Origin of the sequence: Acinetobacter sp. CFCC 10889, from assembly GCF_003268395.1 — a bacterium.
Taxonomy (GTDB): Bacteria; Pseudomonadota; Gammaproteobacteria; order Pseudomonadales; family Moraxellaceae; genus Acinetobacter.
This window is the reverse complement of sequence record NZ_LQXQ01000037.1, coordinates 15142-41789: the sequence shown is the minus strand read 5'-3', so window position 1 is coordinate 41789 and position 26648 is coordinate 15142. Positions and strand designations below refer to the sequence as shown.

Here is a 26648-nt window from a genome sequence, read left to right as displayed (position 1 = left end):
CCAAAATTTTTTACATTCATAAAAATGGCACACATTAACGATAATCATTCATAACATATAACTGAGAATAAAAATGCCGATATTGCAATTATCTAAAAAAATTTTCGCCTTATTTCTCATCTGCACATCACTACAACTTACAGGATGTAAAGTTGCAGCAGAAATTGGGGAGGGGCTCTTTCATTTTTTAGCAAAAATAACAGCAAAATTCATAGAAAACTCTATTTTTGATCAAGATAAAAATCCACCTAATACAGTACAAAAAAACACAGATACTTTACCTTTTACACTCTTTGAAGGTGAAACTTACCAAAAAGTAAATAATAATCAAAATCAACTAGATTACTATGTGGTACAACGACGAAATGGATCAACCGAGCACTATTCTATTGATGGTGAGCTTTTATGGTCGAGTTTAGAAAATGGTCTGACAGATCATCAAACCACGGATGAATATTTAGGTATTGATTTTTCTACACTTGAAACAAATGAAGAAACCCTTGAGGCTCATACAAACAAAAGTTCAATAACAAAATAATCCACTCCATACAACAAATGATTTACCACAAAACTTTGTAGTTATTACCGCTTATAATAACCAATCTATTGAAAGTTTAACTATCTATTTTAATAGAGATTTTATTGCAAAGGTTCTTAAAAAAACAGCAAGATTCACACACTAAAACATATAGTGCAACCACTAAAATATTACTCGACACCTGTACCATTGATACACTAAAAGAAGTTGAAATCCAAACCAGCATAACAGCTATACCTATAGAGTTTTAAATATCAATAGGCTAAGAAACGCCTCATCAGCCTATTGATTAAATCATTCAATCACGCAGTTTTCGCTACATCTTGAATCACTGAAAAATTACCATCTAAAATAACTTGATAATTTCTTTTCGTATCAACCGCATACTGTTTATCTTTAATGGTATTCACAAAAATCCAATCCGCTTGCACATTTTTCTCAGTAAAACTCACCAACAAATAACCACGTTGATTTAAGTTGGTATAAGCTAATTCATCAATCAATGTGGTGAATGCCATTTCAAATTGCTGTAACTGCGCTTGTGGGATATTCAAATATTTTTCCATACCCGGTGAACTTACAGAACTCGTTGCAAACTCCACACCAACCAACTCGCCTGTTTGACTATGTAAATTTGAAGACCACGCATTATGCGTATCTCCTGCAAGCACTACGACTTTCTTTTTCAAGCTTTTCAGTGTGCTATATAAAATCTCACGCTCTGCATAATAACCATCCCAAGCATCCAAATTATAAGGTGCAACCGTAGTGACACGTGCTTTTTCTGCTTCGGTTAAACGTGGATCATTTTGCAACAAACGCATTTTAATGGTCACCAATGCTGTGATTTGTTGAGTCATTTTTAATAATGCTTCATTGCTAACATTGCCGCTGGTAATCGCCGCTAAAGACATAAGTAACTCAGCAGGAATCAACATTTTTGATATCAGGACTTGTTGACCAAGTACATTCCATGTTGCGGTTGATTGTGCCAACTTCTTTTGCAACCAATCACGTTGTGTATAGCCCATCAAAGTACGCATTGGATTGATTAAATCTGCTTGAAAACGCTGAATATCCAACCCTTGTGCAGTCATATAATTTACATAATCAAGCTGTTGATCACGGGCTAAAATCCGTGTATCCAACATCGTCAGTTCAACCAAATTACCAAAATTAAACTGACGATAAATATTCAAATGATCATTTTCAGCAACAGGACGTATCGGCATCCATTCAAAATACGCTTGTAATGCAGCAAGTTTACGGTCTAAAAATTTACCTTCATTGTCCTGATGATTTTCAGCACCATCTTTCCATGTATCATTACTGAGCTCATGATCATCCCAAACCACAATAAATGGATGGCGCTGATGTGCTGCTTGCAAATCTGCATCTGTACGATACAAGGCATAACGTTTACGATAATCATCTAATTTGATAATTTCTTTATTATTATCCGTAGCCAAAGTACGCCCAAGCTTTGCAGCATCTTCGGTTGCATAACCGTCTTGCCCATATTCATAGATATAATCACCCAAATGAATAATCACATCGACATTTTGCTGTGCCATTTCACGATAAACATGAAAATAACCTGCTGGATAATTTGAACACGAACATACCGCAAACTGCACTTTATTGGTGGTTTCAGGCAATGTTTTGGTACGCCCAATCGGCGAAATCACATTACCAAACTTAAAACGATAAAAGTAAGTTTGGTTTGATCTTAATTTGTTCGCATCAACTTTAATGGTGAAATCTTGCGCTTGAGCAGTTTGAACTTTGCCTGAGTTTACAATTTGCGTGAATTTATCGTCTGTTGCAATTTCCCAAATCACCTCTAGACGCAATGATGTATCTTGTGGTGTTAAACGTGTCCATAAAATAACTTTGTCTTTTAATGGATCACCACTGGCAACCCCATGCAAAAACTCAACTTTAACGGTAGGCTCAACTCCCCCACTCTCTTTATCATCCCCACAAGCAGTTAAACTGATTGGTAAAGATAAAGCCCCAAAACCTGCCAATGTGCTTTGTATTAATTTACGACGTGAAATTGAATTCGACATGATTCTTCCCTAATTTTTTATTCTTACAACCTAGAGATGTAATATTGCTTTTTGATCTCAGATTCATGACACAATCATGATATTTTTTTTATTTTTCAGGAAAAATGCTGTTTTTTATAGCAAGCATCATTGAATTGATTGAAAAGAAAGCAAATAATCACAAATGCACTTGCCAAGATTTATTTTGTTCTTTATTATTGCGCTCATGCCCGAGTGGTGAAATCGGTAGACACAGGGGATTTAAAATCCCCCGCCCACAAAGCGTGCCAGTTCGAGTCTGGCCTCGGGCACCATTTTAATACTTCTTAAAATGGTGCAATAAAGAATCCTGCAATATGCAGGTTTTTTTATGCCTTATAAAACACAAATAACTCTATCATGATAATAAAAATTTGTTCGCAACTAAGGAACGCTGATGAAATTAAAATCTAAGCAAAATATATTATTTATTCCATTTTTAATATATCTCTATCCTGCCAATATCTATGCAAAATTAAGTCAAGAAATCAATATAATTGAACAAGTATTATATAATGAATGTATTGTCGATCCTTTATATCGCTATAAACAGTCGAATCATCAAATCCCTATTCACTTCCCCAAAGTAAATAATCATACACAGCAAGCAAGTGAACATTTGGCTTATTTATTAAAGTTAGCCATATATTTACACTATCAACAAGAGATGGAACATAACACTATTCAGCAAGTATTACTCAAGCAACAATTATTAACCAATGTTAATAAGTCTTTTGAGCGAATTTCATTATTAGCAATAAAAAGAGCTATGTATGAGATGGGCTATACACAAGTTTCAGGGTTTAATATCGATGATTTTAGAAAAATATATAATAATAAAGAGTATTATCAAGTCATGATAGCCATTGATCAAAATGATAGCTATGTTTTAGTCATGCCCATTAACGATGAATTTAGTGGTATTTATTATTCAACAGGTTGTTATTATAAAGTTTCACTTTCCGCATTAAACTCGATCATTAAACCAAACGTTTTAATCATTTATAATAAAAAATCAACAAAATAAAGAGTGGCTTACCACTCTCTATTTGAAATCAACTCTTCCATTTCAACATCCATATAACCTTGATCTTGCGCCACCATCATCATCGCTTCCGCAATACAATCTGCCGCCGTATCATCCAAAGATGAATCAAGGTCTTCAAACTGAGGTTTCATTTTATTAATTTCCACCACAGTACTATGTGCAACATGATAAAGCTCATCATCACTTAGGCTTGATTTTGCAATCTTTTTTGCAAAAGCTTCGATCATTTGTTTGACTTCGGCAACCAAAATATCTGGGTAGTAGTCATCGTCAAACATCGGGAGAAGTAAATCGTTAAACATATGAACCTAATATTTAGCATTCGATAAGCGCATCTATATAACATAATGAATACAAAACAACAAACTTCTCCAGCACAAATTAAGAAGCTCGGTTAATTTGTTGGGTTGACTGTTGTGTCTGCGCTTTGTCTGAACTCATACTTTTTGCTCGTTGAAGCAAATCAATAAATTCAGCTTTTAAACCAAACTCATCAGGTTGTTTTGCCGATTTCGCCAATTGCACAATATCATTCCAACCCATTGCACCACTATACTTAGCACCTTTTAATTGCTGACCATAACTAGCTACTGCTAGTGCAAAACGAGTATCAGCACTGGCTTGTGCCAATGGTTTCGATGCAGCCGCAATAGGCTGCGTGAGTAAAATACTTTTCGCAGTATTTGGTAATTTATAACGTAAATTTAAATAAGCATACTCTGTCTTACTTCCTTCTTTTTTGGCTGCATCTTGATAACGTGAATCTGCCAACCAACCTTTTTGCCCTGTGGGAATAATTTCATATAAAGCAGTTACGGTATGTCCTGCACCAATATCACCAGCATCAACCTTATCGTTATTAAAATCTTCTTGATTTAGCATACGATTTTCATAACCAATCAAACGATATTCTTTTACCGTAGCAGGATTAAATTCAACCTGAATTTTTACATCTTGTGCAACTGTAGCCAGTGTTGAACTGAGTTGCTGCTTCAATACTTTCTTTGCTTCATTTTCATTGTCAATATAACTGTAATTCCCATCGCCCGCATCCGCCAATTGCTCCATCAATTGCTCATCATAATTACCACGACCAAAGCCTAAAGTGGTAAATGAAATCCCTGTTTTGCGCTTTTCAGCAATCATATTTTTCAGCGTATCAAAATCTGTAATACCGACATTAAAATCACCATCCGTAGCAATTAAAATACGATTAATCCCGTTCTTAATAAATGATTTTTGCGCCTCTTTATACGCCATTTGAATGGCACTTTCACCTGATGTTGAACCACTTGCTGAAAGCTCATTAATCGCATTTAAAATTTTACTTTTGTTCTCACCTGAGGTTGGCTCAAGCACAATTTCCTCATGCCCTGAATAAGTAATCAATGTCACTTTATCTTGTGGGCGCAATTGTTCCGTCAAAATCGACAAAGTTTTTTTCACTAAAGGTAATTTTTTCTCCTCATCCATACTGCCAGATACATCAACTAAGAACACCAAATTTGCAGGAGGAAGTTGTTTTTGACCAATATTTTTAGCTTGAATACCAATACGAATCACTTTAGCATTGGCTTGCCAAGGTGAATCTACAGTTTCAGTATTCACAGAAAATGGATGACTACCTGCAGGTTGTGGATAATGATAATTAAAGTAATTAATCAACTCTTCAACGCGCACTGCGTCTACAGGTGGCAAAGTTCGATCCTGTGTAAGGAAGCGACGTACATTGGCATAACTTCCCGTGTCTACATCAGCACTAAATGTTGAAATTGGTTCCTTTACGACACTTTTCACTGTGTTTTGTTCAGTTTTTGATAATTTTCTGTATTTTCCTCAGAGCCATAAGCCGCTACTTCTGCACTTGCATCTGCTGCTACCGCTGTTGGTTCATAAGCTGCATCTGCTGCTACTGCCTCAGTTGAAACCATTTCGCTTGATGACTCTTCTGTTTTTTTAGAACAACCTGACATTAAAACTGCAACTACCGAAACAGCCAAAATTGTATATTTTATTTTCATCACTCAACCCTCAATTCATACTTGTAGTATTTGTTTTGATGTATATCGATACATTTCAATTGTTATATTATAACAGTAGATATTTTTCGCAATACGCAAGTTGACTTTGGTTGACATGATTTTATAGTGTTTTTGTAATTTTAATAAAATCATTATTTTTCAATATTTTAATTATATTTTATGTAATTTTTTAGCTTAACATAAAGAAATATAAAAAACACAATAAGAACTTAGTTCTCATTGTGTGATTTTCAATACAAAAAATTGAGCTTTAAATCTGTGACTACTTAACATTCATTGTGGCTTGCCACACCAAAATTGCATCATGCATCGCTTTTACATCATGTGCTCGCACCATACATGCCCCCTGCTGAATACTCATCAAATGAGCAGCCACACTTCCCACCGCGCGCTGCTGTGCATCTGCACCATTGAGCGCCTCACCAATAAAACGCTTACGTGATAATGCTGAAAGTATTGGATAACCCATCTCATTCAGTTTATGAAACTCTTGAAGCAGCTTTAAATTTTGCTGTGCATTTTTGGCAAAACCAAAACCAGGATCAATCATGATATTTTCAGGCTTCACACCTGCCTTTAATGCTTCCTCGACACGCTGACTTAACTCAGCAACCACATCCTGTGTTACATCTTGATACTGATCAAGATTATTCATTGTAGTTGGCTCACCACGCATATGCATAATGATAATTGGAATATCAAGTTTGACTGCTGTTTGCAATGCATTTGGACGTGTCAATGCACGTACATCATTCCAGATCTGCGCCCCTGCTTGAACAGCCGCTTTGATTACTTCAGGTTCTGATGTATCAATAGAAATGATCACTTTTTCTTTTGCCAATTGCTCAACCACAGGCACAACACGGCGGATTTCCTCTTCGACAGATACAGGTGAAGCACCCGAACGTGTAGACTCCCCACCAATATCAATCACTGTTGCACCATCAGCCATCATTTGCTTCGCATGAGTAACAGCTTGCTCAACATCATTATGCTTTCCACCATCACTAAATGAGTCAGGTGTGACATTTAAAATACCCATCACATGTGGTTGCGACAAATCCAATTGCTGATTACCACATTGTAAAATCCGTTTCGGTAAAGCGACTAATTTCATAGCACTGCATGTCCTCATCATAATAAACTCTATTTTAACTTTTTGAGAGCAAACTGTGGTGAGCTTTCAACTAGAATTATTTTCAATGCATAAAAAAACCACCCGAAGGCGGTTTCATTTACATCATTTAAACTTAAAGCTTTGGCAATGAAGGTAATGGTGGTGGTGTTTCAGAACCATCAATCGGTGTTACATCAATCACTGGATTTTCTGCAACATACACTTTTGGTGGTTGTGGTTCACGACCTTCCATAATGTCACGGATTTGATCACGATCAATCGTTTCCCATTCCATTAAAGCTTTCACCATCGCATGCGCAATATCTTGATTATTTTCAATAATCTCACGTGCAACTTTATACTGTTCATCTAAAATACGACGAACTTCTTGGTCAACTTGTTGCTGCGTTGCTTCTGAAATAGTGCGATTACCCATATTTCCAAAGAAACCATTTTGGTTCTCTTCTTCATAAACCATCACGCCCATTTTATCAGACATGCCGTATTTGGTTACCATCGCACGTGCCATTTTGGTTGCACGTTCGAAGTCATTTGAAGCACCTGTCGACATTTGATTAATGAAGACTTCTTCGGCAATACGACCACCAAATAAGATAGACAGCTCATTCAACATTTTTGATTTGTAATGACTAATCGCATCTTGTTCAGGTAACTGCCAAGTCACACCAAGTGCCCAACCACGTGGCATAATTGTGACTTTATGCACTGGGTCTGTACCAGGAAGGATTTCAGCAACAATCGCATGACCTGCTTCATGATAAGCAGTCGCACGGCGCTCCTCATCACGAATCACCATTGATTTACGTTCTGGTCCCATGTAAATCTTGTCTTTTGCATCTTCAAAGTCATGCATATCAACTGTATTCTTGTTACGACGTGCAGCAAATAATGCAGCCTCATTCACAAGGTTCGCTAACTGTGCACCAGAAAATCCAGGTGTACCACGTGCAAGCACTTTAACATCCACACCGGTTACAGAAGGTAATTTCTTCAAGTGAACATTAAGGATCTGTTCACGACCTTTAATATCCGGAAGACCTACCATCACTTGACGGTCAAAACGCCCTGGACGAAGCAATGCTTTATCAAGTACATCTGCACGGTTGGTCGCAGCAATAACAATAATACCTTCATTACCTTCGAAACCATCCATTTCAACAAGCATTTGGTTTAATGTTTGCTCACGCTCATCATGACCACCACCTGTACCTGAACCACGATGACGACCCACCGCATCAATCTCATCAATAAAGATGATACAAGGCGCATGGCGTTTTGCTTGCTCAAACATGTCACGCACACGAGATGCACCAACACCCACAAACATCTCAACAAAGTCAGAACCTGAGATACTAAAGAACGGAACTTTCGCTTCACCTGCAATCGCTTTTGCAAGTAAAGTTTTACCTGTTCCTGGAGGACCAACCATTAATACGCCTTTTGGAATAGTCGCACCAAGACGTTTGAATTTTGCTGGATCTTTTAAGAAATCTACAATTTCAACAACTTCTTGTTTTGCTTCATCACAGCCTGCAACATCGGTAAAAGTCACCTTGATTTGGTCTTCTGATAGCATTTTTGCTTTCGATTTACCAAAACTCATCGGACCATTTTTACCGCCTGCACCACCACCCATGTTGCGCATAAAGAACATGAATAACAAAATGATTAAAAGTACAGGGAAGCTTGCGATAAGAAGTTGCATCAACAAACCTTGACGTTGAGGTGCAGTACCTTCAACAACAACGTTATTTTTGATTAGAGTAGGCATAAGTTCTGGATCTTGAACCGCAGGACGGATACTTTCAAAATCTGAACCATTGGTTTTTTCGCCACTTATTCTTTCGCCATCAATTGTGACTTGTTTAATCTGACCAGCATTCACCGCCGTAACAAACTCAGAATAGTTCATTGCAGCAGGCTTATTGCGGTCGCTGATGTTACTGAAAATTAAAATCAGTACACCGAGTATCACAAGCCATAAGACGGCGTTTTTGAAGAGATCGCTCAAAGCTTTATTCCCATATCAATCTAATTTGATCATGCCCCATTAGAGGGTGATCCTAACAAAAAAGCGAGTAATGAATTTCGCAATAAATTTTAAAAACGTACAAAATGCACAATTTTTAACAACTTGGCAAGAGGACTTATTGACAATTCATACATGATTTACATTTTTCATTTAAATTTTTTCAAAGTAAAGTTATTTAACCGCATAATGTTAACGCATTATGCAATGTGTAACCGCACTAAGAAACAATTTCAAACATAACACATGCACCTGAGAATGCTTAAAAATTTACATTTCAATCATCAATCTGTACTTGCTGCGAAACCTTTTTACGACCCTGTCCAATTAAAAAAACTTCTTTTGAACGTGCCCGAGACGCAGCAGGTTTCGCTGTTTTCAAGACCTCAAAACTACTGACGACTTGCTTACGAAACTCATCAAAACCATCACCTTGGAAAACTTTCACAACAAATTGCCCTTTGGGTCCTAAAACCTTATTAGCAAAATCAAGTGCAAGTTCGCATAGATAAATCTGGCGTGGTTGATCTACTGCCTTATTACCTGATGTATTGGGGGCCATATCCGAAATTACAACGTCTACGGTACGTCCATTTAAAATATTTAACAATTTTTCAAAAACTTCTTCTTCTCGAAAGTCACCTTGCAAAAAGGTCACATCTGGCAAAGCATCCATTTCAAGAATATCTGAAGCAATGACTAAACCCTTAGGGCCGACCAATTTTCCTGCAATTTGTGACCAACTACCAGGTGCTGCACCTAAATCAACCACGGTCATTCCAGGCTTAATCATTTTATATTTTTCTTGAATTTCAAGAAGTTTGTACGCTGCCCGAGCACGATAACCCTCTTTTTGTGCTTTTTTCACAAATGGGTCGTCTAAATGCTCTCTCATCCACGCACGACTACTTTTAGATAACTTTTGGTTGGTAATGCGTGTAGCCATAACTCTCTAAATAAAATTGACATTCAACTTTTAATTGTACGTGAAAAACAAAGCTTTTGCAGTAGACAACTGTATCTAAATGCATTGTTATGCGCATGTTTTTTTAAATAAGTTTGATCGATTATTTCGTGAGAATGTGCAGCGTTTAAATTTGAGTTTTGCTATACTAAGCCGTTTTTAAAATTAGGTTATCTTTATGGCGGCTTTATCAATCCAAGAACGTAAGCGTTTACGTCAAATCGGACATGCATTAAATCCAGTGGTGATGATTGGTGATAAAGGATTATCTGAAAATGTCATCGAAGAAACCAACCGTGCTCTAAACGACCACGAATTGATCAAAATCAAAGTTTCTGGTGAAGATCGTGAAGCACGTGCTGCTGCAATTGCTGAGGTTGCTGAGACTACAGGTGCTGAAGTTGTACAAACCATTGGTAAAATTGCTTTGATCTACAAAAAAGCAGCAAAACAAAATCCTAAGTTATCAAACTTAGTTCGCCACGCACATTTGTCAAACTAAGCTTACATTTTACTGGCAAAACTTATGGCAAGTTATGAACTGAATGCTTTTGATCGCCGTTTTCAAAGCATTTCATTGGTCGGTGCAATCGAACAAGTCAGCCCATTTACCTTAAATGTTGGCTATTGGTTACGTGACCCCAACCAATTCATGCAATATCCCGAATTGGTTGCATCACATCCTCGTATGGACTTTTTATGGGAAAATACCTGTTTTGAAGTCTTTATCGGAGTTAAAGGTGAAGATTTCTATCGTGAAATCAATCTCTCCCCATCTCAGGCATGGCAAGCTTATGCTTTTGAAGAATATCGCTATCCTGAGATTATGCCACCTGTTGTCGCTGAAGATATTGAACTCAACCAATTAAAGCGTACGCATTACGGTTTAAATGTAAGTCTTGATCTAACCGAATTTATGCTCAAACATAAATTAAAATGGGATGATCTTTTTATTGGCTTAACGGCTGTGTTAAATACCACTCAAGGCGAACATTTTTTTGCCATGCAACATAGCAGCCCAAATGCTGACTTTCACAACAAGCGTGATTGGTTACATACCTTTTAAGATAAATAAGCAAAAGGTATCCCCTTTTGCTTTATCTTCTATACTCATCCACAACCTTTGTCTCAGCCAAAAAGCTTATAAAAAGTAAAAATAGCTTTGATATTAAAAATACGATTGATGTCCATCTGCCTCTATATTCTAAATCTCGTTTTCATATACTATTTTCTATCATTTAAAGAATCATCTGCATTGCTCATTTTTTTAGCTTAAATTCATCTAGATAACATATCATTGATTCATTTTAAAACTTACTCTCTCTTCAATTTTAAATAAATCCAAAACCATTTTTTTACCGACTGTTCAACTATACTCAATAGTAGCATTTCCCATAAAAATCGCTAACAAGCTAAACTATAACAATAAATTTTAAATTTTGATTTCATATATAAATTCTGCAAAATCATTCTGAATTATTCAAAATTTAAAAAGCAGAATATCAAGATAAATTCAAGGTGCATATCTCACATTTTGATGGTTTTTTACATGGACTTTAGGACGACTTGTGCGTATAATGCAGTGTTAAGTTACAAGCGAGCAGACATGAGGAGGGTAAGATCAAATTGACCTTCCTTTTTTTTCGTCTACTCGCTTTTTTACAGCCCTATTTTTGTGGTTTTAGATCAGGAGCTTTGGTTTGAGCATCCCCGCCATTTTAGCCCTCGCTGACGGTACTATTTTCAAAGGTACATCGATCGGCGCTACGGGAAGTACGACTGGTGAAGTCGTTTTTAATACTGCCATGACTGGCTATCAAGAAATTTTGACTGACCCAAGTTATGCACAACAACTTGTAACTTTAACTTACCCGCATATTGGTAATACAGGTTGCAACAATGAAGATGCAGAGTCTGGTCGCATTCATAAAGTTTGGGCGAATGGTTTAATCATTCGTGACTTACCGTTATTGCACAGCAACTTCCGTGCTGAACAATCTCTCGCTGAATATTTACAACAACACAATGTTGTTGCAATTGCAGACATCGACACACGTAAACTTACGCGTATTTTACGTGCAAAAGGTGCACAAAATGGTTGCATCCTTGCAGGTGAAAATATCACTGAAGAAGAAGCTTTAGAAAAAGCACGTGCATTTGGTGGTTTAAATGGTTTAGACCTTGCCAAAGAATGCTGTGACCCTGAAGGTTTCGAGTGGACTGAAGGCTCATGGACTTTAGGCAAAGGTTTCTCCCAACCTGAAGCGAAATTCCATGTGGTTGCATACGATTATGGTGTCAAAACCAACATCTTACGTATGCTTGCAGATCGCGGTTGTAAGCTAACTGTTGTGCCTGCACAAACTCCTGCTGAAAAAGTACTTGCGTTGAATCCAGATGGCGTATTCTTGTCAAATGGTCCTGGTGATCCAGCAGCATGTGATTATGCGATTGAAGCAGTAAAAACCATTGTTGAAGATGCACGTAATGTTCCTGTCTTTGGGATCTGTTTAGGTCACCAAATCCTTGCACTCGCTTCTGGTGCAAAAACTGTGAAAATGCCTCATGGTCACCACGGTGCTAACCACCCTGTTCAAAACATGGAAACGGGTACAGTGATGATTACTTCTCAAAACCATGGCTTCGCTGTAGACGCTGAAACGCTTCCTGCAAACCTTAAAGCAACGCACAAATCATTGTTCGATCAAACGCTCCAAGGTATTCATCGTACAGATAAACCTGCGTTCAGCTTCCAAGGTCACCCTGAAGCTAGTCCTGGTCCACACGACTGCGCACCTTTGTTCGATCATTTCATCGAACTTATTGAAGCATCTAAGAAATAATTGAGGAGCGATCATGGCTAAACGTACAGACATTAAAAGCATCCTAATTATTGGTGCAGGTCCGATTGTGATCGGTCAGGCATGTGAGTTTGACTACTCAGGTGCACAAGCGTGTAAAGCCCTTCGTGAAGAAGGCTACCGTGTTATTTTGGTGAACTCTAACCCAGCGACCATTATGACTGACCCTGCAATGGCAGACGCAACGTATATCGAACCGATTACTTGGCAAACTGTTGCTGCAATCATTGAGAAAGAACGCCCAGATGCTGTTCTTCCGACAATGGGTGGTCAAACAGCATTGAACTGTGCACTTGCACTTGATGCCAACGGTATTTTGAAAAAATACAATGTTGAATTGATTGGTGCGACCAAAGAAGCGATCGAAAAAGCGGAAGACCGTAAACTTTTCGATATCGCAATGCGCAAAATTGGTTTGGAATGTCCACGTGCTGACGTTGCAGAAAGCATGGAACACGCGCTTGAAATTCAAGCTCGTTTCGGCTTCCCTGTGATTATCCGCCCATCATTTACCATGGGTGGTTCAGGCGGTGGTATTGCTTACAACCGTGAAGAATTCATTGAAATCTGTGAACGTGGTTTCGATCTTTCTCCAACCAAACAATTATTGATTGATGAATCTTTAATTGGTTGGAAAGAATACGAAATGGAAGTTGTTCGTGACAAAAACGACAACTGTATCATCGTATGTACCATTGAAAACTTTGACCCAATGGGCGTGCACACAGGTGACTCAATCACTGTTGCGCCTGCGCAAACACTGACAGACAAAGAATTCCAGTTACTTCGTAATGCATCTTTAGCGGTTCTTCGTGAAATCGGTGTAGAAACAGGTGGTTCGAACGTTCAATTCGGTATTAACCCGAAAGACGGTCGTATGGTTGTGATCGAGATGAACCCACGTGTTTCTCGTTCATCTGCACTTGCATCTAAAGCGACGGGTTTCCCAATCGCGAAAATTGCTGCGAAACTGGCTGTCGGTTATACCCTTGATGAGTTGAAAAACGACATCACTGGCGGTACAACACCTGCATCTTTCGAACCTGCAATCGACTACGTTGTAACGAAGATTCCTCGTTTTAACTTCGAGAAATTCCCACAAGCTGACGCGACACTGACAACTCAGATGAAATCTGTAGGTGAAGTGATGGCGATTGGTCGTAACTTCCAAGAGTCTGTATCTAAAGCGCTTCGTGGTCTTGAAGTGGGTGCATGTGGTTTTGACGAAAAAATCGCTGTGGGTACTGAAGGCGCACGTGAAAAGATCCTTGTTGAACTTAAAGTTCCAGGTCCAGAGCGTATTTGGTATGTGGGTGATGCATTCCGTCACGGCTTCACTTTAGATGAAGTATTTGAAGCAACCAAAATTGATCGTTGGTTCTTGATCCAAATCGAAGACATTATCAAAACTGAAAACCAGATCAAAACTTTAGGTTTTGGTGATTTGAATGCGGACAATATCCGTTCATTCAAACGTAAAGGTTTGTCAGACCTTCGCATTGCAAACTTGATGGGCATTTCACAAAAACAATTCCGTAAACATCGTTGGAACTTGGGTGTAACTCCAGTTTACAAACGTGTTGACACATGTGCTGCTGAGTTTGAATCAGATACAGCGTATATGTACTCAACTTACGATGAAGAATGTGAAGCGAATCCATCTAACCGTGACAAGATCATGGTGATTGGTGGTGGTCCTAACCGTATTGGTCAAGGGATCGAGTTCGATTACTGCTGTGTACACGCTGCTCTTGCAATGCGTGATGACGGTTATGAAACAATCATGGTGAACTGTAACCCTGAAACTGTTTCAACGGATTATGACACTTCAGATCGTTTGTACTTCGAACCGATTACACTTGAAGATGTTTTAGAAATCGTACGTATCGAGAAGCCAAAAGGCATTATCGTTCAGTACGGTGGTCAAACTCCGCTTAAACTGGCTCGTGCTTTAGAAGAAGCGGGTGCGCCAATTATCGGTACATCTCCTGATGCAATTGACCGTGCAGAAGACCGTGAACGTTTCCAACAAATGATTCAACGTCTACAACTTCGCCAACCAAACAACAGCATTGTAAAATCTGCTGAAGAAGGTATGGCTGAAGCTGCGAAAGTGGGTTATCCATTGGTTGTACGCCCTTCTTATGTACTGGGTGGTCGTGCGATGGAAATCGTCTATAACGATGACGAACTTAAACGCTACCTACGTGATGCTGTACAAGCATCTAACGAAGCGCCTGTACTGCTTGACCACTTCCTTGATGATGCGATCGAAGTTGATGTGGACTGCGTATCTGACGGTAAAGATGTTGTGATCGGCGGGATCATGCAGCACATCGAACAAGCAGGTATTCACTCAGGTGACTCAGCATGTTCTATTCCTCCTTATTCTTTATCTAAAGAAATTCAGGACGAAATGCGTCGTCAAACTGTGGCAATGGCAAAAGAACTTGGCGTTGTTGGTTTGATGAATGTTCAATATGCTGTAAAAGGTAATGACGTTTACATCCTAGAAGTAAACCCACGTGCATCACGTACAGTACCGTTCGTTTCTAAATGTATCGGTGAATCTTTAGCGAAAGTTGCTGCACGTTGTATGGCGGGTCAATCTTTAGAATCTCAAGGATTCACAGCAGAGATTATCCCTGAACACTTCTCTGTCAAAGAAGCAGTGTTCCCATTCAACAAATTCCCTGGCGTTGATCCTGTGCTTGGGCCTGAGATGAAATCTACAGGTGAAGTGATGGGCGTAGGTAAAACATTTGGCGAAGCATTCTACAAAGCTGTGCTAGGTTCAAATGATCGTTTACCTGGTCTACCAACGGAAGGCGAAATCAAACACGCATTCTTATCAGTACGTGATTCGGACAAGCCTCGTGCAGTTGGCATCGCAAAACAGTTGACTGATCTTGGCTTCAAAGTGATTGCAACTGGCGGTACTTTTGATGTGATCAAAGCTGCGGGTATTGAAGTTGAACGTGTGAATAAAGTCACAGAAGGTCGCCCTAATATCGTCGACCGCTTGAAAAATGGCGAAATTCACCTCATTATCAATACAACCGAAGGCAAACAAGCTCAGCAGGATTCATTCTCAATCCGTCGCTCTGCGCTTCAAGGTAAAGTGTATTACACAACAACTTTGAATGGTGCTGATGCTGTATGCCAAGCTTTAGCGATTAAACTACCTATGGATGTCTACCGCTTGCAAGACCTAACTAAAGGTTAATTCAGTTACCGATAAGTCCCGTCACCTTATCGGTGGCGGGGCTTTTTTATTTTTTAACTGTATTTTTAAAATACTTAACTTGAGGGACAACAATGCAACGTTATCCTATGACTCCAGAAGGCAAAGTTGCCTTAGAGAAAGAATTACAACAGCTAAAATCTGTTGATCGCCCACGTATTATTGCTGCAATTGCAGAAGCACGTGAACATGGCGATTTAAAAGAAAATGCAGAATATCATGCTGCCCGTGAGCAACAAGGTTTCTGTGAAGGTCGTATTCAGGACATCGAAGGTAAACTTGGTGCATGTCAAGTGATTGATGTTAAAACACTTGAACAAACAGGTCGTGTTGTTTTTGGTGTCACTGTAACCATCGAAAACTTAGATACAGAAGAGCAAAAGACTTATCGTATCGTTGGAGATGATGAAGCTGATTTTAAAATCAATAAAATCTCAGTGAACTCACCGATTGCGTGGTCTTTTGGGTAAAAACGAAGGCGATGAAGCCAAAATTCAGACACCAAATGGCGAAGTCGAATACGAAGTTGTGAAAGTTGAATATCTTTCATAATATTTATATGAAAGTTTTTGATAAAATTTAGGGCTGATCATTCAGCCCTTTTTATTGAAAAATTTAAAATATTTTTTGAGAATAAAACCTAATGAAGAATAATTTAACGCTACCATCACTTGAGGATTGGGGAGAAATTCCTCCAAATGACTATGATCTGAATTATACATTTGCGAAATATCAGGGCAAAAATATAGATGACGCTGTTCTCATGATTCAACAATCAAGTCAGGAAAGATTGTTTGAAATGCAATATATGCCTATCCCTGTATTTAAGTACTATATTTTTGCATTCAAAAAATGCTTAGAAATAGGTTCAGAACTTGGAGACCTTAACTTTACTTTTGCCCATCAATATTTTGTAGAATTGGTTTATCTCAAAATGTGTGAATGCCCTAGCTCAATCCAACAGATTTATCCACAGTTAAAACCACTACTCTATCAAATCACACATCATCCACAATATTTTGATATAGATAGCGAAAATTTTAAAGATTTATTAGATTTATATCATCAGTTAGAAGCTAAAATAAATCTATTGTGAAACTAGATATAGTCAGATGATCATTTTCCCCATTCGCTTTGAATAATAAGCCATTGTTAATTTTTACGCTCTCTGTAAAGTATTAGAAAATAAAAAATTGCAACGGAACTACTATGAAAAAAGGACGTGTCAGTCGAACTGCCGAAGCTGCTGCTGCGCTGCGTGCCAATCACTATCTTTACGCAAATGATCCTGTATTTTCAGATCCTTATGCATTTGATCTGACCAATGCCCGTTGGCGTTTTCTACTCAAAAATGGCTTATTTCGTAAAACCTTAAATTCCACTTTAATGAATCAAACTTTTGGTAAACTCACAGGACAAGTGGTTGGGCGTTCTCGTTATACCGAAGACCTTTTAATACAAGCCATTGAAAAGAATAACATTCAGCAATATGTTTTGGTGGGTGCAGGATTAGATTCTTTTGTATTACGTTTGGCTGCACAATTTCCAAATTTAAAAATCTTTGAAGTCGATCATCCTGATACGCAAAAAACCAAAATTCAACAACTCAAGTCTGTTTTAAAATCTAAACAACTACCTACCAATGTTGAATTTGTCAGCATTGATTTTGAAAAAGAAAAACTGGCTGATGCCCTACTTCGCAGTCAGTATCAACCTAACGAAAAAGCATTCTTCTCATGGTTGGGAACTACACATTATTTAACACCTGAAACCACACTAGGTACGCTACAAAATATCGCCTCTTTTGCCGCTTCAGGCAGTGAATTGGTGATGGACTATTCGATTGATTATAAGCAATTACAAGGCATTGAACGTTTTGGTGCATTTGCTTTAACCCAATTTACCCGTTTCCTAAAAGAGCCATTATTAGGTGCTTTTGCATCATCTGAACTGCATCAAGCGATTGAAAAAATGGGCTATATCGTTGTAGAAGATTTATCAGGCACTGACATTACACAGCGTTATTTTCATCAACGTGCTGATTATATTCAGCATACCACAGCTTCACAGTTGATTCATTTAAGATTAGCTTAGGCTATTTACTTACGCTTTGTGTTGAAGTCATATAAAATGGTGCAACCACTCGCCTTTTGCTTTTTATATGACTGATTCCATTAACTCACCTGTAAAACACTGGTGTGAATTTGAGTTTATTTCTAAAACTGTGAAAAACCCAAACATTCACATCAAAGGAAATTATTCTTATTATTCAGCCTACTGGGATCAAGGTTTTGAGCGTTGTGTGGTACGTTATTTACATGACAAGCCTGCTACAACTGAAAAGCCGATAGATCAGCTTTATATTGGTAATTTTGTGTGTTTTGGGGCTGAATGCGTCATCATGATGGGTGGAAATCAGTTGCATCGTCCTGACTGGATTTCGACCTTTCCTTTTGATACACGTAGTTTTTTGCCTGCGGGTGATACTGTAATTGGTGATGGTTGTTGGATTGGCAGTCGTGCCATGATTATGCAAGGTGTAACTTTGGGTGAAGGCGCAGTAGTGGCAACAGGTGCTGTGGTGACACAAGATGTACCACCTTATGCCATCGTCGGTGGTGTTCCAGCTAAAGTCATGAAGTATCGTTTTTCTGAGGAAGAAATCGAAAAACTGCTTGCCCTTAAACTCTATGAGATGGATGAAAAGCTGTTTTTAAAAATGCGGGAAAAGTTACAAACCGAGGATCTAAGTCAATTGGTTAAACATTTTCATAACATTTAAATCATTTTCCTCATGATTTGATTGCAAGTACAAAAAAGCCCAAACTATTCCAAGCATTCACCTAAAATATTTGGGCTATTTTTGACAAAAGTGGCTTAGTCTTTTGACTCATCAGGTGGAACTTCTGTAATTTTTCCACCACGTGCTAAAAAAGCAGCCACTTCATCTTCAAGTGCTTCACGCTGTCTTTTCTTCGCAGTCACCGTTAAAGTCTCTGCTTCTGCCAAGTCAGCATCCGAAACTGTTGAATCACTCGCAGCAGCGCCTTTTTCGGCAGCTTTCGCTTCATCATCATCTACAGCGCTGTCTTCTGTATTTTCATCGTAATCATTTGTGTCCGTCATTTACGATCTCCCCCATGAATGACTATACGTTTACCAAAGTCGGCTCTAATTACGAAGAAATGTACCAATCTCTCAAGCATTCGCCTAGTACTAAATACATAAAAATCGTATTTTTTTCACTCAAATTGGTAATTTTTCTTAAATGATTGCACAAAAAATATCACTTTTATTTTAAAGCGCATAACGTGTATGCGTTAAATTTGCCAAACCATTGGCTTGCGCCATAAACTGATCTTTCAATACGGGAATATTTTCAACCTGTTTTAAGCCAAAATTCCTCGCCCAGACAAAAGGAAAAAGCTCAGCACTTTCCAAAAAACCAATCGCAGACATACCATGCATCATGGCATCGTTTTGCCCTTTACGTTGATGTTCATAGCGCTTCAATGTTTGCTCATGTGCCCATACACCACGCTCACGGTCTTTTAATAGCACATCACACAAAACAGCAGCATCCAAACACCCAATATTCACACCTTGCCCTGCAAGTGGATGAATCACATGAGCAGCATCCCCGATCAATGCCAAACCATTTTTCACATAACGCTGTGCAGCACGGGCTTTAAGTGGAAATTTTGCACGTGGCGAAGCTTCTAACACTTCACCCAACATGTGATGACTTTCCCGTGTAAGCAATTGACAAAAATCCTGATCATTTAAACTGGCATATTCATCTGCATAATCATCAGGTAAAGTCCAGACGATCGAAATCCACTGCTCCGCTTGCTCGGGCTTTAAACTTGCCATTGGTAAAAATGCCAAAGGTCCTGTTGGATGGAAAATCTGACGAGCAACATATTGATGTGACTGAGTCGTGCGAATCGCACAAGTTAAACCTGCTTGCTTGTAATCCAACACATCAAGATCAATAAACGCTTGCTCTCGTACAAATGAATTAGCACCATCCGCACCAATCACCAATTTTGTCTTTAAAGTTGTCCCATCTGCCAGCTGAATAATCCAACAGCCCACGCCCTGCTCAACACGTGTCACTCGCACTTGAGTCCGATAATCTTTTACTTTTTCAAGCATAGTCTGTTGAATGGCAAGGTTTAAAACACTTGGTTCAACCATCGAACCTAAACTGTTTTGTTCAGTTGGAAATTGGCTAGAGGCTTGCCCAAAATTAATTTCGCCATAACCATTTTTATTCCACACTTGCATGCCTGTATAGGGCATTTGGCGGGCGAGTTTGTCCCAAACATTGGCGACTTTTAGTAAATGCATGGTCGCTTGACTCAGTGCCAAAACTCGTGGATTTGCTACAGCTAAAGTCTTTTCAGCATCGAGAATCGGTGCAGCGTCCAAAACAGTCGCCTGTACACCACCTTGCGCAAGCAATAAAGCCGTTAAGCCACCAACCAAACCACCACCAATAATGACCACATCTAACAGATCATGTTGATTTAATTCGCTCATGCTTTTAACCCCATCGCATAGTTTGCAACAAGTGGTTTAATTCCCGGAATCACATCAAATGCCACCAAGCCTGTATTTCTCAGCAGTTTTAACACTGGATTTTGATTACTAAAACCACGTACCACTGAATCACAGAATTTAATGACACGCTTTTGATCGGCTAAACGTGCTTGTTCATAGGCTTGAAGCATTTCAGGCTCACCAATATCTTGAGCATTTGCGATTTGTTGATTGAGATAGCGCACCAACACATCCGCATCACGCATACACAAGTTAAAGCCTTGTCCTGCCACAGGATGAATGGTATGTGCAGCATTGCCCATTAGAATGACTCGTCCAACCGCTTGTTTATGCGCTAAAACTTGTGACAATGGAAAGCTAAAACGCTTACCTGTTTTTTGGAATTTCCCTGCACGATCACCATAAGTTTGTTGCAAAGCATCTAGAAAATGTTGATCATTTTCTTCACCGAGCCATTCATGTTCTGTACCTTTAGTCACAGGCCAGACCACAGAACGGCGACATTCACCCGGCAAAGGTAATAATGCCAAAGGTCCTAAGTGACTAAAACGTTCAAAACCAACATGATTATGCGGTTTAGATGTTTGTACAGCCGTCACAATCGCCACTTGTTCATAATCATGCACATCTACACCAACACCAAGCGCCTGACGACAGAAAGAATCTCGACCATCTGCTGCAATGACTAATTTTGCTTTCAGAGAATGAATATATTCTCCACCACGTGTTGCTTCGATATAGACTTCATCTTGATCTTGGGTCAGTGAAGTCACCTGCACTCCATCAATCAATTCAATCAGCGGTTGTTGACGAACTTGCGACAATAACACACGACCTAACCATGCATTTTCGATCACTTGTCCAAAACTTTCGACCTTTTCTTCATCCGCTTTTAATCGTGCTTTACCAAAACTGCCTTGCTCAGTGATATGCACTTCTAAAATAGGTGTGGCGTGTTCTTGTAATGCCTCCCAAAGCCCAAGCTTTTGGTAAATCTGTACTGTACGGCGAGAGAGTGCAGTATTTCGTGCATCAAAACTGGAATGATAAGGAGCAACATTGCCATCTTCATAGTTTGGATATTTAATGGCTTCAAGCAGCTTCACTGCAATATTTGACTTTGCGAGCATGAGTGCCAAACTCAGCCCCACCATTCCACCACCCACGATAATGACGTCTTGTTGCATGTCTTGACCCTTTCTATATGCGATTCAGCATGCTGAATACTTATAATGATGATTGATTTTATATTACATGAAGCGAGGAATTTTTTATATTGGATTAGTACCTTGTTCAATGCGATTGAGCAACCTTATGTTAATCTAAGCCCAATTGATGTTAAAAAATATAAAATATGTTTATTGCACATTTACCTTCTGGCTATATTTTAGCGGATCTATTAGACAAAAAATTAAAGCCCAATCTTCTTGGCAGCAAAGCTTTTTATAGCATCATCATGCTTGGTGCAATTTTTCCTGATATTGATCTGTTTTACTTCTATTTCTTCGATCAACGTTCCGTACATCATCATAAATATTTTGTGCATTGGTTTTCTGTTTGGATTCCTGTTTTTCTGATGGCTTATACGTTTTGGAAAATTTCCAAACACCGCTCTAAACTTGCACTTGCCACCACGCTATTTTCAGGTGCTGCACTTTTACATATTTGTTTGGATACTTTTGTTGGTGATGTTTGGCTGTTTGCACCATTTATTGATCGAGCTTATGTATTTTTTGAAGTCACTGCACGTTATCAACCTTGGTGGCTTAACTTTATTTTGCATTGGTCATTTTTGGTGGAATTATTGATCTGCGCTTATGCATTATATGTATATATTCGTAAAATAAGGCTTTGAAATGATTGTTGCAGGCGGTGGTGCTGGTGGACTATTTCTTATTTTCTTTCTGCTCATACTCATGAGTCTCGGTTCAGCGACTTTTTATTTTATTTGGCGCTGTCGCTATACACGCAAAGGCTTACTCGTCCCTCCTTTAAAAAAATGGCAACTACTCTTACTGTATAGCCCAATTATTCTATGTATTTTACTCTGTATATTGATTTTTTGGGCAATCCAAGCCGATAAAAAACATGTTGCATTTGAACATGAAAAGGATAAAAACCGCTATTTCACATTGGAAAAAGACACACCATTTGGAGAAATTATCCTCCCCAAAGGTACACATATCAGCAAACATATTCCTGCGGGTTTTCAATACAATGCACCACGTGATTTAAATGATGTCGACGGAATTCAATTTCCACATCCTGTCATGATCAATGGTATGTCAGTCATCGAAATTTCGACAACAATAGGCTTTTTACGTTTAGCCGAAGACTATCATTTCATTAACAATGGTCAAAAAACAATATGCCCTAAAACACATTATTTCATTGTTGATCTCAATAATTATGAGTTGGAATCGGTTTATCGTGATAAAAATCTCCCCATCCCACCACTGACCTTTAAGCCAAGCCTTTGGAAATTTCAAGATTGTATGACAAAAATAGATTTCCCCTCTTCATTGCCACATTGGAAAAATGGGAAATTAGTGAGTGACAATAAATAGAGGGATTTTTTGTCATATAACCAATGCTCTAAATTGTATGCTTGTTCAATATATCCATAGAAAAATTGAAAATATATGCGTTAAATTCACCGTATTTTCAAAACTTCATCATATTACAAGCATGATTAAAATTCATTCAGCATAATTTTTAGCGCAGCTCCCAATAATTTTTTGTCTTTTTGTACATAAATAGACCTTGGTCGAGTACCATTCATTTTTATTAACTTGTTAGAATTTGCATGATCATACAATAGACTAAACGATTGATATGATAGTAATAATATTTCTTCCAATGTGGACATAGGAAGATATTTCTATTCGGGAATAAAATAAACGCATTGGAAGCGTAAATTCATTTATTTTTGCTATGGGGTTAAACAAGATGATTGCTAATACGCATTCAGATTCTGAAATTTTTTCATTAGCGACACAATTTTATGTACGCTTACGCCGTGTTACAGGGCGAGTAGTCGATGTATTGTATATGGTAGAAAATACAGAATATGCAAAACATTTATTACATTTAGCTGAAAGTATAGAAGACAATGAGTTACAACGTTATGTGAGTAGCTTAAATGCATTAATTTTACCAAACACAAGTCAGGTTACAATGAATCAGCATGAAGAACCTTTGAGTAATGAGCAAAAAGCTGTACAAAAACTCGCAGTTCTTAAGCAACAAGCGAATTGGTCTCTATAGTTAGATCATGAAATAATCAGTACAATCATTTTATATTTTTTGATTTTTCTTAAATTTATCTTATTTTTGTATATCTTTTTTATAGGTTAAGCGCAATTTTCACCTTAAAATATTTCTAAAAATGAAGAATCTATTCAATATAGATTCTTCATTTCTACAATCAAGACTTAGCTTTCGCCATCAATGCTTCAATATCTTCCACAGATTTCACAACATTTTTGGTTAAAACCAAGGGTCCATTCGCAGTTGCTACCACATCATCTTCGATACGGATGCCGATCCCACGCCATTTTTTCGCCACAGTTTCATCATCAGGTGCGATATACAAACCCGGCTCAACCGTTACGACCATGCCTTCTTCATAAACACGCCAATCGTCACCATGTTTATATGTTCCGACATCATGTACATCCATACCGAGCCAATGTCCTGTGCCATGCATATAAAACTGACGATAACGTTCCGTTTCGATAATTTGTTCAAGATCACCTTGCATAATACCAAGATCAAGCAAACCTTGAACGAGGATTTGCACCGCAATGTGATGTGGCTCTTTATAAGAATTACCGATACGTACAGCATCAATCGCCGCAATTTGGGAATCTAATACTACTTGATAAAGTGCTTTTTGTTCAGGGCTAAATTTACCATTTACAGGGAAAGTACGAGTGATATCAGAGGCATATAGTTCATACTCACAGGCTGCATCAATCAGCACTAAGTCGCCATTTTTTAAGACTTTGTTGTTTTCCACATAATGTAAAATACAACCATTTTCACCACCACCCACGATGCTGTTATATGACGGTACACAACCATTTTTACCAAAAATATAATTGAGTTCTGCTTCAAGCGCATATTCCATCATATTGGGTTGTACAGCTTGCATCGCTCGGGTATGTGCTTCAGCACTGATATTTGATGCGATTTGCATCAATGCAATTTCTTTTGTTGATTTGTGCAAACGCATTTCATCAACAATGCCATCTAACTGGATAATTTGTGCAGGTGCAGAAGCACCTTTACGTGACTCACCTGTTGCTTCTGCAATCCATTTAGCAACTCGTGCGTCAAACTCTGCTCGTTGTCCGATGCGATAAAATAATTTATCTTTACTCAGTAATTTTTCGATAATTTCTTCATCTAATAAATCAATCGCATAGGCTTCATCTGCATCATAATCATCCACAGCGCCATCCACGCCTGCACGATAACCATGCCAAATTTCCATTTCACGATCACGTTCACGACAGAACAAACTATAGGTGTAGTCTTCACCTGTTTCATCTGTTTCAATGACTGCAACCGCTTCAGGTTCAGCAAATCCTGTTAAATAGAAAAAACTACTGTCCGCACGAAATTTATAATCCGCATCACGGTTACGCATCACTTCGGGACTGGTTGCAATAATCGCAATACTGTTGGGACCCATTTGCTCTGCGAGGCGGTCACGGCGTTCCTGAAAATCTGCTTGGGTTAATTTCATTATTTATTCAGCTTATCGTTAGATGGATGAAAAATTAATTGATACAGCATATATAGACTTTTTGAGTTTCAATTCGCATCTCGACCCAAAAAGCCTTTTAGTACGTATTCGTACTAACAATCCACTTTAGCTTGGACGGTGTGGCGTAAATACTTCTACGATATTGTGACTGTCTGACGCCTCAATGGCTGGTTTCATTTTGCTATGAAAGTTTTGTAATAATGAACTTTCTAACACAGGGATTTTCTTACGCCCCATTGACAATGACACAGGAATCAAACGCACAAACTCATATAACTCTTGATAGCTTGCTTCGCCTTCTTCGTCATCGTCTGACTCATCAAACTCAACCGAAGCTACATCTTGTAAACTCTCGATGAGTTCTTGTTCATCCGAACGAATATGCCCTGAAGCCAAACCAAAACCGAGTACTACACCTGCACACCAATCTGCCAAGGCTTGTACACGTTCCGACAAACTATGCTCATCATCAGGTAATAGTGGTAAATAGTCCAATTCATCTTCTGACAAAGCATGTGCGATGTCTTCTGATTCTTCAGCTAAGATTGCGAGTGCTTCTTCGTTTACTTTTGGTACATCAATGGTGGATAAAATTTGTAACCATTCATCACGAGATGGCACTTCAGTAACACAAATTATACCTGTGAGTAAGCCGTGTAACTCACTTGGGCTTGAAATTTCTTCAATTTGACCAAAGTTTTGATCCCAATCTGACCAACCTGAAATATCGTCTTGCATTCGCTTATCCAATCTCTATACTTCTGTATATATTACCTTTGATTGCAAATCTGTGCGACCCGTTATGCTAGAACAATTACAGCGTCTACAAACGCATATAGGTGTTTTAAAAACACGTATTGAAACGACCGAGAAAGAAAATGTAGCACTGTTAAAAGAGAAAGATAACAGTGAAGAGCAGTCACATAGCCAAATTTTGCATAAAAATGGCATCATTACCCAAAAGCAAGATGAAATCGAAAGTTTGACAGAACAACTTGCTACCTTACAAAAACAGTTTAACCAACTGAATACTGATGCAAACGCTTTGGCTGAACGTTATGGTCGTTTAGAAAAAAGCTGTACTGATCTCAAAACACGCTTTCAGGAAATTTTGGCTGAGCGTAATGAGTTACGTGTTGTTAAAGAAAAACTGCAGACAGATCAGCGTCATTCACAACAAGAAATCAAAGACTTGTTAAGTGAACGTGAACGTTTAATTCAGAAAAATGATCATGCCAAAGTCAAAGTTGAAGCCATTATTCAACGTTTAGCAATTTTAGGCACTGAACAAGATCATCATGCGCAAGAAATTCAACAACTTGCTCATCCATCTGAAAGCAATGAGGAAGTTTAA

At 38.4% G+C, this 26648-nt stretch carries 23 protein-coding genes, 1 tRNA gene and 2 pseudogenes; 15 read left to right on the top strand and 11 right to left on the bottom strand.

The genetic code is table 11. The annotated features are described in order from the left end of the window. Positions 1 to 82 precede the first annotated feature (82 nt). Positions 83 to 538, top strand: a complete 456-nt coding sequence (locus tag AVJ19_RS14065) for a hypothetical protein (protein ID WP_162626615.1) — start codon at positions 83 to 85, stop codon at positions 536 to 538. 302 nt (positions 539 to 840) lie between these two features. Here the strand turns inward: AVJ19_RS14065 and AVJ19_RS14060 are convergent, their stop codons facing one another. Further along, a complete protein-coding gene (locus tag AVJ19_RS14060; RefSeq protein WP_111860302.1) occupies positions 841 to 2610 on the bottom strand; it encodes an alkaline phosphatase D family protein in 1770 nt (589 codons plus the stop codon). Between the two features lie 207 nt (positions 2611 to 2817). Between AVJ19_RS14060 and AVJ19_RS14055 the strand changes: the two genes are divergently transcribed. Together AVJ19_RS14055 and AVJ19_RS14050 are read left to right on the top strand one after the other, a co-directional pair. Beyond that, positions 2818 to 2903 (top strand) — tRNA-Leu (locus AVJ19_RS14055). Positions 2904 to 3025: 122 nt separating this feature from the next. Beyond that, positions 3026 to 3655 carry a hypothetical protein gene (locus tag AVJ19_RS14050; RefSeq protein WP_111860301.1) on the top strand — a complete coding sequence of 210 codons (630 nt, stop codon included), beginning with the start codon at positions 3026 to 3028 and terminating at the stop codon, positions 3653 to 3655. 8 nt (positions 3656 to 3663) lie between these two features. On the opposite strand, the gene AVJ19_RS14045 is transcribed toward AVJ19_RS14050, so the two are convergent. The 5 genes and pseudogenes from AVJ19_RS14045 to rlmE all read right to left on the bottom strand — a co-directional run bounded on the left by AVJ19_RS14045 (position 3664) and on the right by rlmE (position 9831). Next, positions 3664 to 3978, bottom strand: coding sequence for a DUF5713 family protein (locus AVJ19_RS14045; protein WP_111860300.1), 315 nt, complete (start codon positions 3976 to 3978; stop codon positions 3664 to 3666). Between the two features lie 79 nt (positions 3979 to 4057). Next, positions 4058 to 5697 (bottom strand): annotated as a pseudogene (locus tag AVJ19_RS14040) (vWA domain-containing protein). Positions 5698 to 5980: 283 nt separating this feature from the next. Further along, positions 5981 to 6835 carry a dihydropteroate synthase gene (gene folP, locus AVJ19_RS14035; protein ID WP_111860299.1) on the bottom strand — a complete coding sequence of 285 codons (855 nt, stop codon included), beginning with the start codon at positions 6833 to 6835 and terminating at the stop codon, positions 5981 to 5983. Between the two features lie 133 nt (positions 6836 to 6968). Further along, a complete protein-coding gene (gene ftsH / locus AVJ19_RS14030) occupies positions 6969 to 8867 on the bottom strand; it encodes an ATP-dependent zinc metalloprotease FtsH (protein WP_111860298.1) in 1899 nt (632 codons plus the stop codon). A 295-nt stretch (positions 8868 to 9162) separates the two neighbouring features. Further along, on the bottom strand, positions 9163 to 9831 hold the full coding sequence (gene rlmE, locus AVJ19_RS14025; protein ID WP_111860297.1) for a 23S rRNA (uridine(2552)-2'-O)-methyltransferase RlmE: 669 nt from the start codon (positions 9829 to 9831) through the stop codon (positions 9163 to 9165). 196 nt (positions 9832 to 10027) lie between these two features. Here rlmE and AVJ19_RS14020 point away from each other — a divergent pair, with 196 nt between their 5' ends. From AVJ19_RS14020 to AVJ19_RS13985, 8 genes and pseudogenes are all read left to right on the top strand, one after another. Then, positions 10028 to 10351 (top strand): YhbY family RNA-binding protein, encoded by a 324-nt coding sequence (locus AVJ19_RS14020; RefSeq protein WP_111860296.1) that lies wholly within the window; start codon positions 10028 to 10030, stop codon positions 10349 to 10351. 24 nt (positions 10352 to 10375) lie between these two features. Next, positions 10376 to 10915: a DOMON-like domain-containing protein gene (locus AVJ19_RS14015; RefSeq protein ID WP_111860295.1), complete on the top strand. Its 540-nt coding sequence runs from the start codon at positions 10376 to 10378 to the stop codon at positions 10913 to 10915. Between the two features lie 634 nt (positions 10916 to 11549). Next, positions 11550 to 12692, top strand: a complete 1143-nt coding sequence (gene carA, locus AVJ19_RS14010; RefSeq protein WP_111860294.1) for a glutamine-hydrolyzing carbamoyl-phosphate synthase small subunit — start codon at positions 11550 to 11552, stop codon at positions 12690 to 12692. Between the two features lie 13 nt (positions 12693 to 12705). Then, positions 12706 to 15936, top strand: a complete 3231-nt coding sequence (gene carB, locus AVJ19_RS14005; RefSeq protein WP_111860293.1) for a carbamoyl-phosphate synthase large subunit — start codon at positions 12706 to 12708, stop codon at positions 15934 to 15936. Positions 15937 to 16028: 92 nt separating this feature from the next. Then, positions 16029 to 16506: pseudogene (gene greA / locus AVJ19_RS14000) on the top strand (transcription elongation factor GreA). Positions 16507 to 16597: 91 nt separating this feature from the next. Continuing rightward, a complete protein-coding gene (locus AVJ19_RS13995; protein ID WP_111860292.1) occupies positions 16598 to 17050 on the top strand; it encodes a hypothetical protein in 453 nt (150 codons plus the stop codon). A 113-nt stretch (positions 17051 to 17163) separates the two neighbouring features. Next, a complete protein-coding gene (locus AVJ19_RS13990) occupies positions 17164 to 18048 on the top strand; it encodes a class I SAM-dependent methyltransferase (protein ID WP_111860291.1) in 885 nt (294 codons plus the stop codon). Between the two features lie 67 nt (positions 18049 to 18115). Next, entirely contained in the window at positions 18116 to 18736 is a 621-nt protein-coding gene (locus AVJ19_RS13985; protein ID WP_111860290.1) for a CatB-related O-acetyltransferase, read from the top strand. Between the two features lie 95 nt (positions 18737 to 18831). On the opposite strand, the gene AVJ19_RS13980 is transcribed toward AVJ19_RS13985, so the two are convergent. The 3 genes from AVJ19_RS13980 to ubiH form a co-directional block, all read right to left on the bottom strand. After that, positions 18832 to 19080: a hypothetical protein gene (locus AVJ19_RS13980; RefSeq protein WP_111860289.1), complete on the bottom strand. Its 249-nt coding sequence runs from the start codon at positions 19078 to 19080 to the stop codon at positions 18832 to 18834. 171 nt (positions 19081 to 19251) lie between these two features. Beyond that, positions 19252 to 20499 (bottom strand): FAD-dependent monooxygenase, encoded by a 1248-nt coding sequence (locus AVJ19_RS13975; protein WP_111860288.1) that lies wholly within the window; start codon positions 20497 to 20499, stop codon positions 19252 to 19254. Further along, positions 20496 to 21707 (bottom strand): 2-octaprenyl-6-methoxyphenyl hydroxylase, encoded by a 1212-nt coding sequence (gene ubiH / locus AVJ19_RS13970; protein WP_111860287.1) that lies wholly within the window; start codon positions 21705 to 21707, stop codon positions 20496 to 20498. The genes AVJ19_RS13975 and ubiH overlap by 4 nt, the downstream gene beginning before the upstream one ends. A gap of 167 nt (positions 21708 to 21874) precedes the next feature. On the opposite strand from ubiH, the gene AVJ19_RS13965 reads away from it, so the two are divergent. The 3 genes from AVJ19_RS13965 to AVJ19_RS13955 all read left to right on the top strand — a co-directional run bounded on the left by AVJ19_RS13965 (position 21875) and on the right by AVJ19_RS13955 (position 23787). Continuing rightward, positions 21875 to 22375 carry a metal-dependent hydrolase gene (locus AVJ19_RS13965; RefSeq protein ID WP_111860286.1) on the top strand — a complete coding sequence of 167 codons (501 nt, stop codon included), beginning with the start codon at positions 21875 to 21877 and terminating at the stop codon, positions 22373 to 22375. 1 nt (position 22376) lies between these two features. Continuing rightward, on the top strand, positions 22377 to 23087 hold the full coding sequence (locus AVJ19_RS13960; RefSeq protein ID WP_111860285.1) for a hypothetical protein: 711 nt from the start codon (positions 22377 to 22379) through the stop codon (positions 23085 to 23087). Positions 23088 to 23469: 382 nt separating this feature from the next. Further along, positions 23470 to 23787 carry a hypothetical protein gene (locus AVJ19_RS13955; protein WP_111860284.1) on the top strand — a complete coding sequence of 106 codons (318 nt, stop codon included), beginning with the start codon at positions 23470 to 23472 and terminating at the stop codon, positions 23785 to 23787. Positions 23788 to 23947: 160 nt separating this feature from the next. Here the strand turns inward: AVJ19_RS13955 and pepP are convergent, their stop codons facing one another. Both pepP and AVJ19_RS13945 read right to left on the bottom strand, forming a co-directional pair. After that, positions 23948 to 25273, bottom strand: a complete 1326-nt coding sequence (gene pepP, locus AVJ19_RS13950; protein ID WP_111860283.1) for a Xaa-Pro aminopeptidase — start codon at positions 25271 to 25273, stop codon at positions 23948 to 23950. 126 nt (positions 25274 to 25399) lie between these two features. Further along, the gene (locus tag AVJ19_RS13945) at positions 25400 to 26032 is read right to left on the bottom strand and encodes a UPF0149 family protein (protein WP_111860282.1); all 633 of its coding nucleotides are present in this window, start codon (positions 26030 to 26032) and stop codon (positions 25400 to 25402) included. Between the two features lie 64 nt (positions 26033 to 26096). Between AVJ19_RS13945 and AVJ19_RS13940 the strand changes: the two genes are divergently transcribed. After that, a complete protein-coding gene (locus tag AVJ19_RS13940) occupies positions 26097 to 26648 on the top strand; it encodes a hypothetical protein (RefSeq protein ID WP_111860281.1) in 552 nt (183 codons plus the stop codon).